Below are 14,715 nucleotides of genomic sequence, written 5' to 3' on the forward strand. Positions count from 1 at the left end.
CATGACGGATGACGAGGCGATGACGAAGAAAATTGCCTTCCCACGCCTGGCCGTTTTGGTCGCGTTCTCCGTTGCCGGCGGCCTTCTGTCCTGGCTTACTTTCAATCCGATCGGCCTTTTGTTGCCAATCATCGTTTTGGCACAACGCTTCGATCGGAAAGTTCTGCTTGCTACACACTGGATTCTAATCTTGGCATTGTTGTTGGTGTTGGCCGCAGCAGTCATTAGTCCCGACAGGGACTCGCCCATTTTGGTCCCGTGCGCAACATTTCTTGCAGTGGCTTTGGGATGCGTCTTTGTTCTCGGCTTCAACCGTCCGACACAGGCAGATTTTCCCATCATCGGTGGCTCGCCATCAATCGGCAAAGAGCATCCACCCGGGCTAACGGCGCAGTTCTTGAGCTTGGTTCATCCCGACGACAGAGACGTAGCAAGCCACGCATCCTCCCGGGCTTTTTGGAGCGGCTTCCCACAGATCGTCCGATATCGCCGTCTTCAACCCGATGGCAGTTATGCGTGGACCGAACTCAGGGCTGAGCCGGGATACGCGATCGCGGATGACACGCCTGCCAAAATCTCGGCCCAACATCTACCTTGGTCCATAACAGACGCAGTCGGCGAGACGGCTGAAGCCGCGCGGATCGCGCTGGTTCTCGAGACCATTTTTGGAACCGGCTGGGCGATGGACACAACAGGTCGCTTCACTTACGCGACCCCCAACGCTCAGACGACGATAGGCCAGACCCTCCAGGAGATGAACGAGCAGCTCACCGATCAGGATTTCCTCGATGGCGGTGATCTGGGGTGGAAATACATATTCCACCCCGACGAGTACGAACGGGTTGCCGCCTCTCTTCGCCACAGTTTGCGCACAGGCGAACACTGGAACAACGAATATCGACTAAGGAGAGTTTCCACGGGCGAATACGGCTGGCACCGCGTTGCAATGCGGCCGACGCGGGATCACGAGGGCCGGATTACAGGTTGGTACGGGATGTCAATTGATATCACCGTTTATAAAAAAACCGAAGCCGCCCTGCGCATCCGCGAACAAGAGCTTTCACAGCTCGTCAACATGGTCCCCGTTCACATCATGCGCCTTAGCGGCGATGGGAAGCCAACGTTCCTCAGCAAAGCCACGCTCGACTTTTTCGCACTGAATGACCAATACGTCGAGAATTTCGAACTGACGTTGACGGCCATGCGCAGTGCCATCCATCCCGATGACGAGGCGCGGTTGACGGAGGCTCTTCGCCGGGGCGCACAGCACGGCGCTCGAATCGCAGTACGTTATCGGGTGCGCGGCGCGAACGGCGTTTATAGATGGATGGACAGCCGTGCGGAGCCGATCAGAGACGCAAGCGGAACGATCGTGGAATGGTACGCTGTGTCGCTTGACGTCAATGACCAGGTTCTTGCCCAAGAAGAGCTTCGCCTCGCCCACGAAGATCTAGCCAAGGCCACGCAAGCTGCAAACCTGGCGGAGTTGTCCGCATCCATCGCCCATGAAGTTGCTCAGCCGCTGGCCGCCTTGCTGTCCAGCTCCGACGCGTGCAAACAATGGCTCTCTCTTGATCCCCCAAATTTGGACAGAGCGCAACAGGCGCTGCAACGTATCATCCGAAGCGGAAACGCGGCGACCGACATCGTAAGTCGAATCCGCGCCCTGTTCGCTCAGTCGACCGCTACACGAGAACCGACCGATATCGGTCGCGTAGCTGTCGAAGCCTGCGATCTTATCGCGGAAGAACTCCTGCGGCACGGAGTGAAGCTGGACGTCGAAATCGAACGTGACTTGCCCGCTCTCCAACTCGACAAGGTTCAGATACAGCAGGCGATAATCAACCTTATGAAGAATGGCATAGAGGCAATCGATTCACAGTCTGCTACCCGAAGCCTCGGCATTCACATTCACCGTGTTGAAGATATGGTGCAGGTAGCCGTCAGCGACTCGGGTTCTGGGGTAGAGGTACCGTCGAAAATTTTCGAGCCCTTCTATACCACGAAGGGCCAAGGCATGGGGATGGGACTGGCAATTTGCAGGTCCGTCATAACCTCGCATGGCGGCCGGCTGTGGGTGGAGCGCAACGCGCCGCAGGGTGCGATATTCATCTTCGCGCTGCCGATTGCCGAATTACGGACACCCGGTTTAGCGCGGTGACTTGCCGTATTCCGTCAGCCGGAACCTGCCGAGCAGCTCCTTCGATTAACGGCTTGGCAGAGCAGCGATGATAGCGCTGCTCTGCATCCGGAGTTACTTATCCGGAGTCGTGAGCTCCGTTTCCTCCGTGTCGACGACAAACACGGCCAGAAGTTTCGCCGGGTCCGTATCGCTAGCGTTGGCGCTAATCTTGTGATGATCGCCCGGGGACTCGATCCAATGTTCACCCACCTTGTAGATTCTTGACTTGCCATCATTTACGGCACTCTTAATCCGGCCATCGAGGACGGTGGCGTAAATGAAGGCGCTCTTGGCATGCGTGTGCGACGGGTTCGATCCGCCTGGCCCGTATTCCACCAGGACACCGCGGAGGCTTTTGCCAGGAACGTTGGGAAGAACATGATCGAAGACGACGGAAATCTTTGCGCGATATGGCTTGTCGGCCGCCAACGCAGGCACAGCCAAGGACATCGCGATGGCTGCGGTAATGAGGGTTCGAAACATTTCGTATCTCCTGTATGGCACCGCTTGGTCGAATGAGCGGCGAGCTCACGCTAAGCAATCCAGGCTCGACATCTGAGATATACGATGGTTTGTTTGCTTTCCGCCCAAAGCCTTGAACAGCCGACCGGTGTGTCAGAGCTTCGATCGACACATGGTCGCAAAGCGTAGCGTTCCCGATGACTTCCACTTTGCTGGTTCGGTACTACCCGGCAACCAGTCGATCTCGGTCACATACGGGCAACGCCGTCGTGAGGCCTCCCCTCACGGCTCGTCCGTGCCGGATATTACGGGCCAGACCTCTGTATGCTTGACGGGAGTCCGCTGGGCCCGACCCCGTCAAGCACGAGCTTATCCCTCGCTCAGGAGGATACTCGATGGTCTACTCATCTGGTCGCGCCGCCACATTAATAGTCCCATTGAACCGGGACCCAACGATAGAGGTCACCGGCAGCGACCACTCGCCCAACGGAAGGGAACGGCATGTGAGTGGAGACAAGCCAAGAGCCAGAGGCCGCCAGTTCCGCCATCAGGCGTAGCCTGACTCGCGTCGCTTCCTCTGGATCGTGCTCGAAGCCATTATGCCATTCCGGGTGTTCGAACGAGACGGGGAAGATCGCGTCACCTCCGAACATCAATTTATCGTTCCCGGATTCCACACGGACCACGCTGTGACCGGGCGTATGACCGCCCGTCAGGCTCACGGTGACGCCATCAGCGACTTGGGCTTCCCGCTCGAAGAAGTGCAGGTAGCTTGAATACTCCTTCAGGAAATCCAACGAAGCTTTGCCAGCGAGGTCTGCGAGATCTGGCGGCATGGCAGTCTTAGAGAAATCGGGCTTTTCCCAGAACTTAGCTTCGGTAGCGGAAAGGTGCACCCGTAGGTCTGACCGAAGCTGCTGCTTCACCCCGTGAGCCAGCAGCCCGCCGACATGGTCGAAGTGCATGTGAGTCAGGACTACATCGGTTACCGAACCGAGCCTGACACCCGCTGCCTCCAGTCTCTGGATCAGGTGTCCCGCGCGCGGGAAATCCGGATACTCTTCACCGAGGCCGCTGTCGATCAGGATTGTCTGCTTGGGTGTTTTAACAACGACTGCGTTAAGCGCCCAGCCAAACGAGTCGTGCGGGAGAAGCCTGTCGTCCAGCCACGCGTTGAGGCTCTTCGCGTCAGCGTTTGTCGCCATAGACTCTGCCGGCGGCGCGAGCACACCGTCACTGATAACGATGACCTCTATATCGCCAACCTTGACTGCATAGCGAGACGGAACCAGCTCATCCAACTGCGTACGGGGACGTGTTGAGACTTCGGTTTCCATATTGATCTCCTTTGACCTTTCCTAGACAAGTGCCGCAGTCGAGGCATGTACCTGCGCAGGGGATGTCCCAAAGCGGCCGGGCCGTTCTATGCGACTGGCAGATATGACCAAAGCTAAACACTGGTTTGGGTTTAGCCCTGAATTCCCTCACCGTTACGTAGACTGCCAAAGCCCGCCTGGGCACCTGCGCACAACAACGCTGCAAGGCTCGGCTCTCCCAAACTAAAGTTTGGTTACCAACAACGACCCGTAAAGCTAGCTTCTTGGAGCGTCACGCGACGAGCCTTGCAAAACAAACGCAACACGCAGTTTGGTTCGAATTCCGGTGCTCGTTAACGGTGACCATTAGTCGACAACAAAGGAGTGCGAAATGTCGCAACCATCAAACCACCCGTCACCCGTCCGACAGTTACAGGTTCCGCCTGAAAATGCGTTCCACACTGGCAGGAAGGGTGCTGAGGAACTCGTTCCTTCGAGATACGCGGTTAAGATCGGTGACATCGATGTGATGGTTGTCAGCGACGGCGTGTTGCCTCTGCCGACCGTGATGATGGGTCACAACGCCGATCCTACTGTCCGCGCCAACTGGATGGTTGACCAGTTTCTTCCGCCAGATGCGTTTGACTGGCCGCTGAACGCCGTGGTCGTCCGTAGTGGCTCGCACACGATCCTTCTGGACGCAGGATTGGGCCTTGATCCCGACCTTAACCTACCGCGCGCAGGTCAGCTGCTGCAACGCCTTCAGCATGCGGACATCGAGCTTGCGTCCGTCACTGACATCGTCCTCACCCATATGCATATGGACCATGTCGGGGGCCTTCTGGTCGAAGGCATCAAGGAGCGTCTCCACCCTAACCTTCGTATTCATGTCGCCGCCGCAGAGGTGGCGTTTTGGGAGTCGCCGGACTTCACCAAAACGAAGATGCCGGATGGCTTTCCGGACGCACTTAAGGCGACCGCCAAGAATTTCCTGTCTCAGTATCGCGGCAACCTGGTGCCGTTTGAGGAACAGGTTGAAGTCGCTCCTGGTGTCATGGCCCGCCGAACCGGTGGGCACACACCGGGTCACTCTATCATCCGGGTAGCATCGGGAGACGAGGCACTGACCTTCGCCGGCGACGCCATCTTTGCAGTGGGCTTTGACCAGCCCAATTGGCACAACGGTTTCGAACACGACCCCGAGGAGGCCGCCCGTGTCCGCATCGATCTTCTCAACAAGCTCGCAGGGACCGGCGAACTCCTCGTCGCAACCCACCTGCCCTTCCCGTCCCTCGGCCGTGTCGCCGTCGCCGGCGATGCCTTCCGCTGGGTACCGGTCTTCTGGGACTACTGAGGAAAATCGCGGGCCTGCGGAAGCAAAGCAGTTACCCACCGCAGGGATGACATCCTCGAAACGAGGAAAATGTGGTGGCATTTGCGACAACAGCAGCTGTCCTAAATTCAATACAGGCAAGGATGTCCGGCTATAGCCGGCCATCCTTTTCTGAGTTGGGCTAATTGTGCGCGCGCGTGTTCAGGTCAACTTGTCGATTGAAACGTGGAAAAAAGCACCAATCCCGGATTACGTGAAATGAGAAGACTGGCGACATGCTGCTGCGGTGAACTGACGGCTACTACGAATGGATCGCCCGTCATGGTGGCCCTCTGTCATTGCCGATCGTGTCAGCGTCGGACTGGCTCCGCCTTTGGAGTTGCTGTCCTTTTTAATGCAGAGAATGTGCGATGCGTCGGCGAAGAACGGGCGTATACAAGGACCGGCGATAGTGGGCATAACGTGACATTCAAGTTCTGCCCATCCTGCGGCACGACCGTATATTGGATGCCGAACGCATATCCGGGCCTGACGGCCATCGGTTTGGGTTGTTTCGCAGATCCTTCCGGTCTCGAGCCCGAGAAAGCTATATACGACCACCTGCGACACCCATGGGTCAATTTACAGACTGGCTAGCGACACCGCCAGATGTCGGGCCGAGCTTTCGGTGCCAGACCCGATGTGGTCCGCATCCCGCCAATCGGCGCAATCTATCTGCGCCCCTTCTCCGCGAAACGGTGTCCGATTGTGGTTTGCCTTTCGAGCTCGAGTTTTGGCCGGGTTGCCCACAGCCGAGCAATCTCGATATTAGAACGGCATTGCGTTGACCGTGTCAGCCAAACGTTCGATTGCATTGATCCGCGGCTTCAGAATGAGCGCGATGCCGTTTCGGGGCTTAAATACGCTGATGGCGGCATGGATGCTATTGTCGCCTTGATGACCTCTTCGCGAACAGACTGCAGCGACGTAACCATCCGATAGTAGGCTTCGACGAGAGGCAGATCGTCCCATAGAACCGCGAGGCCCAGGTAGCGAAGCCTGATCAAGCTGACAGCCCAGAAAATGTCAGCGAGGCTTAGGCTGTTGGAACATAGCCAATCCGTTGTGGTTTTCTGGAGGTCGAGATTGAGTTGCACGAGAAGTTCGCGGGTGGCCTTCCGGATTGCTTCCTGGAACACTGCATCGTGCTGGACCGCCCGCCCGGCGCTCTCTTTCGAAATCTTTGCATGATAGGCCTCGACAACCCCAAGGTCGGCGGAATGACGAGCGGTGAGCGCCGCCAGTGTCTCGAGCTTCTCGTCATAGACGGTCTTCATGGCATCGCGAAGCACCTGGGGACGCCGATCTCCATATGGGTGGAACCCGTATAGAAGGCCGGGATGTGGCGTGGCATCGACAGCCTCCAATTGCCGGAACACCCGTTGTCGATCCTGGTCAGCGCTCGGAATCAGCGGCTCCGAGCCGCCAACGACAGAGTCGATGTGAACGCAGATGCGCAGAGAATCCACGATCACTTCACCTGTCTCCAAGTCGACCAAAGTCGGGACAGCACATGCGTCCAATCCGCAGAGCGAAACCGAGGACATCCCCGAATAGCTCTCCGCCAGGCCCCCGACTTCTATTAACTTGCCTGAGCGTCTCAGACGCACGTACTCCGCACCGTAGTTCTCTGCAGCAACCAGGTTTCCGTCCCGATCCCGGCTGGCGAGTATCGACATCTCGTTTGACTCGTAGGCGACGCCCCTCTGCAACAGGGTCGCTCGCACTTTTTGTGAGCAGAATGACATGGCGGCATGGAAGAGTACGAAACGCCCCTTCTCGGCACCGTCAGAGAAACGCATTACGCCAGCTCGCTTGCTATCGGCTATGCAAGCGCGCGCGTTCGACACCAGGGAATCCCATCTGATGCGGTCCATGTCCTGCTCTCCGGAGCCAAGTGAGGTGTCCGGGATCCCGGAGAGTCCTCAACAAGATTTCTTGCTGGTGGATTGGAAGGGGCACCGACTACAGGGCCGGCGCTATGCTGCTAGGACACAAGGCCCCGGGCAGTCCAAACTTCTGGAAACGGAATCTCTTCCATGGTGGGAATGAGCCATTGGATCGCATCGACACCGTGGTACGCGGGTCGCGATCCGAATGTGCGGCGCGTCGCCATCAGATGAAGGTACTTCCAGTTTGTGAATTCCACGGCAATGTCGGCGAGCAGCTCGGCCAACGACCGCCAGTGGTCGGCAGGATCATCTCTGCGATAGATTTCCGCCCATATGGCTTCGATCTCCTTACTTGGCTTGTACGCTTTGGCATAGTCTGGCTTCAGGTAGTTTTGCGGAACCGGTTTCCCGACGCGCGCCAACGCGGCCAGGATGTCGTCGTACAGACTTGGTGAGTTCAAGCGCTCGGTCAGCTGTAGATGTCTCTGGGGCTGCGGCTCGAAGTGTTCGAGTGACGGGCGGTCTTTGACCCCTAGAAGAAAAGTCATCTCGCGGAACGTCCAGCCTTGCAGGGCGGTGTCCTTGCCGTGCTTTGCGCTCAATCCCCTTAAGATGGGCATGAGTTCCGCTGGCGTCAGCCATGAAAGCGAGCGCCAGTTTGCGTTGAACGCTTCCATATGGCTGACGATGCGTCGAAGGATCCGGTTCGTCGCCGCGAGACGGTCGTGGCGAAGCTCGGTCTGCGCAGCTACGAGTTCGCGGGTGATGAGCGCCCAGTAGATTTCGCTGATCTGGACGTTGGCGAGAAATGCCGGCTCCGCGGGGCTGTCGCTAACGAATTCCTGAAGCGTATGCAGGATCTCGGTTTGGACGTATCTGCTGTAAGGCGTATGGCCGTCGCTCTGGATCGGTTGGGTTGTCCCGGTATCGTTCACTGTTCCGTCCTCCTTTTCGGCTTGTTGCCGCCGGCTATTCGCGTCCAGTCAAGGGAGCGTAGAGCCAATCTGCGAGGACGGACAGGCGGCCGTTCTTCGACTCAGCGTTCAAAAAGCTGGACGATATCTGGCAAGTCGCATGCGGCCGCATGCGTTACGCGCTCAGGCGAGGCCTGCCTTGTCGAGGCCGAAAGCCTTGTCTGCGGAGCCGGGAACCGCACGGAACGCCACGCTAGCGCGGTTCCAGCTGTTGATCACCATGATCTGGAACGTCAGATCAGAGATTTCCTTCTCGGAGAGCTGACCTCTGACCCTTTCGTAGATTTCGTCGGAGACGCCGCCTTCCGGGAGCTTCGTCAACGCTTCCGTCCAAGCCAGAGCGGCACGCTCACGCGGGCTGAACAAGGTGGATTCGCGCCAAGCGGCGAGATGATAAAGGCGAAGTTCGCGTTCGCCGTGGATTTTGGCTTCCTTCGAATGCATATCCAGGCAGAATGCGCATCCATTCATCTGGGAGGCACGGATATCGACCAGATCGAGGATGGATTGCTCGATTGAGCCTTTCTTCACTTCCATGCTGAAGCCCATCAGGCTCTTGAAGAGCTCGGGCGAAAGCTGCGCGTAGTTGATCCGCTGTGTCATCGTCTTTTTCCAGTTTGATGTTCGTTGAGCGCCCGCTCGACTTTCGACCGCAGGCCGGACAAACCGTGGGATACGATGCTGTGTCAGGATAGCTATACACGCGTTTATGTTACGCGCGGGGCGTGTTCCCGGCGGAGCGTCGCGCCGCCGCGAGCACAGGATTGTCACGCTGCCAAGAGTTCAGTCGTGGCCCGAAGATGTCGGCGGACGTCTAGTCGTAGACACGGTGAGCGTCACGCGCGCTCTCCATTCAGGAAGGTAAACCAGCGCAATAAAACGATGGTTTACCTCCGTTTGGGGGATCCTGACGTGTATAATCGGTAAATGTCGCCCAGCGAGCCAAGCATGCAGTCCGACCTGACCGTCGAAGCAGACAATTCCTTCGCCGCATCGGTCGCCGCTGAGATTATCGACCATCCTGATATCATAGCAACAAAACTGCATTCCGACGTTGACCGCTCATGGTATCGGGCAACGTCGCCAGACCGCCGGACGATTCTGATTGTCGCCGCGGATGTCGCCCCCTCCCGAGAGGAGGAGTTCACTCAAGAGCTTGAACTACTCCAGCCTTTTGCGCATAGCCCAGCGATACTGCACCCGACCAAAGTCTTTATCGGGGAGAAGCGGGTCGGAATGGCTCTCGTTGATCCCGGCGGCATTCCGCTCGGCAGCGTTTGCAAGGCGGCAGAATGGGAAACCCTACCTTACGTCGGTCGCAAGCTGGAGGTGGCAACCCGAATTGCAGAGGCGCTGCGGCTAGTTCACGAAACGGGGTTGATCCATGGTGATGTGCGGCCCGAGAATTGCTTTCTGACGACGTCCGGTGGGGTAGCGCTTACCGGTTTCGGCCGTGCGGGCCGAGCCACGGATTCTGTTTTGCCGTCCTTTGGGACGCCGGCATATATGTCCCCTGAGGAGACAGGCCGTACAAACCGCCGACCTGATCAACGCAGCGACCTCTACAGCTTAGGAGTGATGCTGTTCGAGCTGCTCACCGGGACGCTGCCGTTTTCCGCTTCGGAGCCACTCGATTGGGCGCACCGACACCTAACGATGCGCCCGCCAAAGCCGAGCGTTAGATATCGCGGCCTACCTGAACAGCTGGACGCAATCTTGCTCAAGTTGCTGGAGAAGGATCCGGACCGTCGATATCAATCTGCCAAGGCGGTGGAGAGCGACCTCAGACGTTGCGTATCTGAGTGGGCTGCCGGAGGCAGGGTTGAACGCTTTCCGGTTGCCCGGGGCGATCTGTTCAGACACTCGGGCTACGAAGCTACGCTGTACGGACGCGATATCGCTCGACAGCTTCTGTTGAACTCGGCCGAGCGTGTGGCGGCTGGAGCGGATAGCGAAGTCGTAATCGTGACCGGGGCCGCCGGCATCGGGAAGTCGTCCCTTGTGGCTCGCATACAGCAAACGCTGGTAGGCCGGGGCTTTCTCTTCGCGGAAGGAAAATTTGATCAGAACAGGTGGGAGACCCCTTACGCCACAATAGTCCAGGCGTTTCGAGGCCTCGTTCGACAATTGCTGGCGAAAGACGAATCGGAAGTCAAAGAATGGCGGGCCAATTTAGTTAAGGCCCTGGGAGAGAATGCGGGACTGATGGTCGATCTCGTTCCGGAGCTTGCGCATATAGTTGGAGATCAGCCACCAATCGCGGCAGCGGAACTCGCTACTGCTGCCGTCCGTTTCCGATACCTTTTTAGAGCCTTCTTGAGTGTCTTCGCCACCGCTGCCCATCCGCTCGTTGTCTTCGTAGACGACCTGCAGTGGCTCGATCCGGCGACTTTAGAGCTGATCCAAGGGCTCGCTACGGAGCATCAGCTCAAACATACGCTACTGATCGTCGCATACCGGGATGACGAAGTCGATTCGACCCATTCACTTGCTGCCCTCCTCGCCAGGGTCAGGCAGATGTCTCATCGTGTCACGGACATCCGGCTCGATAAGTTATCGAACGCCGACCTTGAGCGGCTGTTGGCAAATATATTCTCATGCGCCCCGGAGCGCGTCGAAACACTGGCTGCTATCGTTAGCGAGAAGACGGACGGGAACCCGTTTTTCACGCTTCAATTTCTTCGACAGCTCGCCTCGGACAACTTGCTTACCTTCCAAGCCAAAACATCGGAATGGGAGTGGAACGATTCAGAAGTCGCGAGCCGAAGCGTCACACGAAACGTGGCACAACTCCTTGGAATCCAGCTAGACAGGCTACCGCGCAGAACAAAATCCGCTTTGGGAATCTTATCGCTTCTGGGCAGCGCAACAGACGTGAAGACCGCCGCGCTCGCCCTCGAGACGAAGATTGACGAACTGGAGCCGATGTTGCGACCTTCGATCGATGCCGGCATGATGCGATTGTCATCAAATATCGTGTCCTTCGTACATGATAAAATTCAGATGGCTGCCTATGTCTCGCTGGACAGCGCAGTGCGCGCCGAGGAGCATCTGAGGATCGGACGCCTGCTTCTCGCCACTGTCGATGAGGTCGACGACAGGGTTTATGAGATCGCCGGCCACTTTGACAAAGCACTGAACTCCATTTCCGATGGCGAACGCATAGCGGTCGCCCGGGTCTTCATCGCAGCCGGTGAACGAGCGAAACAGGCAAGCGCCTACACGTCCGCTCAGTCGTATTACGAAAAAGGCATATCCGTCCTAAGTCGCGACAAAGAAGAAATCTGTCCGCTATCCTTCAGACTTCGACTGGGCCTTGCAGAATGCGATATAGTCACTGGAGATTTCTCGTCGGCCGAAGAGCGGCTTGCCGAGCTCATGGAAGGAACAACCGCCTTCGCGGAGCGCGCGGAGGTGATATGCCTGACCGTGCTGCTGTTCTTTACGACGGGACGAAATGTTGAGGCGGTGGAGACCGGCGTCGACTTCTTGGGGGAGGCTGGTATCGAATGGCCGCCCCAACCGGGATACGCAGATGTTGTCAGCGAGTTCGATGTGCTTCATCGACTGTTGGTCGAAAGACCGATCGAGGACCTGGTTTCCGCTTCAGAAATGGCCGACCCCCACATCATGTCCTGTATGGCGGTGATGACGGAAGTCTTCCCTGCGGCTTATGCAGTTGATCGTCGGCTGATGGAGTTCCTGCTGCTTCGCATGACCGTCTTGAGTTTACAGCATGGCCTGTGCGACAGCTCGAGCGTCGCGTTCTCCGCTTTGAACATGGCGCTAGGCGCTCAATTCGGTGACTATGCAACGGCGTACAAGTTCGGCGAGCTCTCGCGAACGCTCGTCGATCGCGGACGTGCCGGAAGATACAAGGCGCGTGTATATGCCCTTTTCGCGGGCTTCGCCGTTCCCTGGATCAAGCCGCTGGCCCATAGCAATCCCCTCACTGAGGAGGCATTCCGGATCAGCACGTCGACGGGGGATCTGGCGTTTGCCGCCTACAACGCCAGAAACCATATCACACATCAGCTGATGGCAGGCAAACCGCTCGCGGAAGTGCAAAAGGTGGCGGAAGATACTCTAGCCTTTGCACGCAAGGTGGAATTGGGCCTACCCCATGAAAACTTTTTCAGCCAAGCTCGCTTCATAAGGAGGCTACGCGGACTTCCGACCGCAGGAAGCAGCGATGTCGACGCGTGGGCCACCCAGTATAGTAACCCACAACCTCGCAACGCGATGATGATCAGTTATCACTGGGTCTTCCGCCTGGTCGAAGACTATCTCACGGAAGATTTCTCGGCGGCTCGCGAAGCTGCGTTGCGCGTCGAGCCAATTAAATGGGCAATGCGATCCTCGATCGAGGAAGCCGAGTTCGAATTTTATGCTGGCCTCACCGCATCAGCGTTGGCGGTACGCGACACCATGCCTCCCGGCCGCTGCCAGCAGCATCTCGAAGGCCTCCGTCGGCATCACGCCCGGCTACAGGCGTGGGCGAACGGATGTGAAGCAACGTTCGCCTGCCGTGAAGCTCTCCTTGCGGCCGAGATCGCACAATTGGAGGGCAACAGCGACGACGCGCAGTCACTCTACGAGGAGGCGATCAGGGGTGCCAGGGCGAACGGCTTTCTACAGGTAGATGCCATCGCCAGCGAGCTCGCAGGCAGGTTCTATGTCACCCGCGGATTGGACATCGCAGCGGAAGCTTATCTGAGGCGCGCGAGGGAGGCATTTTCTCGATGGGGTGCGGTCGAGAAAGTGAGGCTGCTCGATCTCCGTTTTATCAGCCTGAAAAACCGTGGATCGTTACCGCCATCACACGCGTCCTTGGCTTTGCCTGTCGCCTCGCTGGATATCGATACTGTCGGTAAGGCTTCCCGCGTATTGTCGAGCGAAATCGTACTCGCCAGCCTGATCGAAAAGCTGATGAAGCTTGTCGTGCAGAATTCGGGAGCGGAGCGCGGCGTTTTAATGCTCCTGTCGGGAGACGAGCTTTACATAGAAGCAACGGCAGCTACCGGGGAAGGCGACATTAAAGTCCAGCAGAATAGGAGGCGACCTGCCGGCACCGAGCTTCCATCGTCGGTGCTCCATTACGTAATGCGAACCAAGTCTCCGATAGCTCTGCACGACACAGCAGTCGCGATGTTCGATCCCGGCGACGAATACTTTCAAGCAAATCAGCCCCGATCGATTCTATGTGTACCGGTATTCAACGCGACGAGTCTGATTGGTCTTCTCTACGTTGAGAACAACATCGTGTCCGGCGTCTTCTCGGAGGATCGGACTTCGGTATTGGACTTTCTCGCCTCGCAGGCGGGAATATGGCTCGGTAACGCGAGACTCTACTCGGAGCTCCAGCGAAGCGAGGCTTGGTTGCGTGAAGCCCAGCGCCTGAGCCGCACGGCCAGCTTTTACTGGAGTGACGAAATCGAGCAACTCGAATGCTCCGAAGAAATATATCGCATCTTTCACCTGCCACAGGGTCAACCACTAACCATTCGCCACATCGGAGAGCTTATCCACCCGACCGACCAATCGGATTTCCGACAGCTCGTCGAAAGCGCTCGGCAATACGGCACGGACATTGATCGGCAATTCAAGCTGCAGTTGCATGATGGAACTATCAGGGATGTTCGGCTTGTTACACGAACGGCATACGACGCCGGCGGCAGCCGCAGGCGCCTTGGCTCTCTGCAGGACGTCAGTGAAATGCAGCGCACCCAGGACGTTCTCGCACGCATCAGCGCGGAACTCGTGCATGTTTCGCGCACCGCCACTTTAGGAGTGCTGGCGGCGTCGATCGCGCATGGATTCAGCCAACCATTGCTGGGTGTTGTAGCCAACGCCGAGGCCTGCCAGATCATGCTCGCCTCCGAACCTCCGAACCTCGATGGCGCGCGGCGTACAGCCGCCCGCAGTCTCAGGGACGGTAACCGCGCGGCCGAGACGATCAGGCGCCTGCGCGGCCTGTTCGGCGGCAGTACGCCGGCTGTTGAAGCTTTCGACTTGAACGACGTCGTGCGCGAGGTTCTCACGCTTGCCGGAAACGAGCTTCAGGCTAACGAGGTCCTACTCCGATCCTCATTTGAGGAGAGGCTGCCCTCAGCCTCCGGCGACAGGGCGCAGGTGCAGCAGGTTGTGCTGAATATTCTGCTCAACGCGGTAGATGCCGTCCAGTGTCTCCCAGGCGGCCAGCGTTGCGTAAGCATCTCCACCAGGTCTTACGCCGGCGACCAATTGCGAATAGACGTTCGCGACAACGGTTGCGGCATCGACGATGAAGACAGCGAACGACTGTTTGAAGCCTTCTATACCACCAAGCCGAACGGTATGGGCGTTGGATTATCAGTCAGCAGAGCAATTATAGACAGCGTCGGAGGGCATATCTGGGCGGCAGCGAATTCCGGAGGAGGCGCGACCTTTTCTTTTACTCTCAAACGTGCCAGCGATTGTCATGGCATGCGACCCAATGACGAAGCTAACGGATCGCTGCCAGTCCGTAGCTCTTGAT

Annotated in this window: 9 protein-coding genes; 4 read left to right on the top strand and 5 right to left on the bottom strand. The window is 57.7% G+C overall.

Annotation, left to right across the window (positions count from 1 at the left end):
* Nucleotide 1: 1 nt before the first annotated feature.
* A complete protein-coding gene (locus AC5J09_RS24025; RefSeq protein WP_494298672.1) occupies nt 2-2,161 on the top strand; it encodes a PAS domain-containing protein in 2,160 nt (719 codons plus the stop codon).
* 93 nt (nt 2,162-2,254) lie between these two features.
* Here AC5J09_RS24025 and AC5J09_RS24030 read toward each other — a convergent pair whose 3' ends face one another.
* Together AC5J09_RS24030 and AC5J09_RS24035 are read right to left on the bottom strand one after the other, a co-directional pair.
* Complete coding sequence (locus AC5J09_RS24030) at nt 2,255-2,632, bottom strand: cupin domain-containing protein (protein WP_494298938.1); 378 nt, start codon at nt 2,630-2,632, stop codon at nt 2,255-2,257.
* A 437-nt stretch (nt 2,633-3,069) separates the two neighbouring features.
* Nucleotides 3,070-3,981, bottom strand: coding sequence for an MBL fold metallo-hydrolase (locus tag AC5J09_RS24035; protein ID WP_494298673.1), 912 nt, complete (start codon nt 3,979-3,981; stop codon nt 3,070-3,072).
* Between the two features lie 370 nt (nt 3,982-4,351).
* Between AC5J09_RS24035 and AC5J09_RS24040 the strand changes: the two genes are divergently transcribed.
* Both AC5J09_RS24040 and AC5J09_RS24045 read left to right on the top strand, forming a co-directional pair.
* Entirely contained in the window at nt 4,352-5,314 is a 963-nt protein-coding gene (locus tag AC5J09_RS24040) for an MBL fold metallo-hydrolase (RefSeq protein WP_494298674.1), read from the top strand.
* Nucleotides 5,315-5,551: 237 nt separating this feature from the next.
* Nucleotides 5,552-5,929 carry a GFA family protein gene (locus tag AC5J09_RS24045; RefSeq protein ID WP_494298939.1) on the top strand — a complete coding sequence of 126 codons (378 nt, stop codon included), beginning with the start codon at nt 5,552-5,554 and terminating at the stop codon, nt 5,927-5,929.
* Nucleotides 5,930-6,159: 230 nt separating this feature from the next.
* Here AC5J09_RS24045 and AC5J09_RS24050 read toward each other — a convergent pair whose 3' ends face one another.
* From AC5J09_RS24050 to AC5J09_RS24060, 3 genes are all read right to left on the bottom strand, one after another.
* Entirely contained in the window at nt 6,160-7,209 is a 1,050-nt protein-coding gene (locus tag AC5J09_RS24050) for a glutathione S-transferase family protein (RefSeq protein ID WP_494298675.1), read from the bottom strand.
* 110 nt (nt 7,210-7,319) lie between these two features.
* Complete coding sequence (locus AC5J09_RS24055; RefSeq protein WP_494298676.1) at nt 7,320-8,159, bottom strand: tryptophan 2,3-dioxygenase family protein; 840 nt, start codon at nt 8,157-8,159, stop codon at nt 7,320-7,322.
* Nucleotides 8,160-8,321: 162 nt separating this feature from the next.
* Nucleotides 8,322-8,801 (bottom strand): carboxymuconolactone decarboxylase family protein, encoded by a 480-nt coding sequence (locus tag AC5J09_RS24060; protein ID WP_494298677.1) that lies wholly within the window; start codon nt 8,799-8,801, stop codon nt 8,322-8,324.
* Between the two features lie 345 nt (nt 8,802-9,146).
* On the opposite strand from AC5J09_RS24060, the gene AC5J09_RS24065 reads away from it, so the two are divergent.
* The gene (locus AC5J09_RS24065) at nt 9,147-14,714 is read left to right on the top strand and encodes a trifunctional serine/threonine-protein kinase/ATP-binding protein/sensor histidine kinase (RefSeq protein WP_494298678.1); all 5,568 of its coding nucleotides are present in this window, start codon (nt 9,147-9,149) and stop codon (nt 14,712-14,714) included.
* Nucleotide 14,715: the final 1 nt, after the last annotated feature.

It is taken from the genome of Sinorhizobium sp. (genome assembly GCF_059070375.1).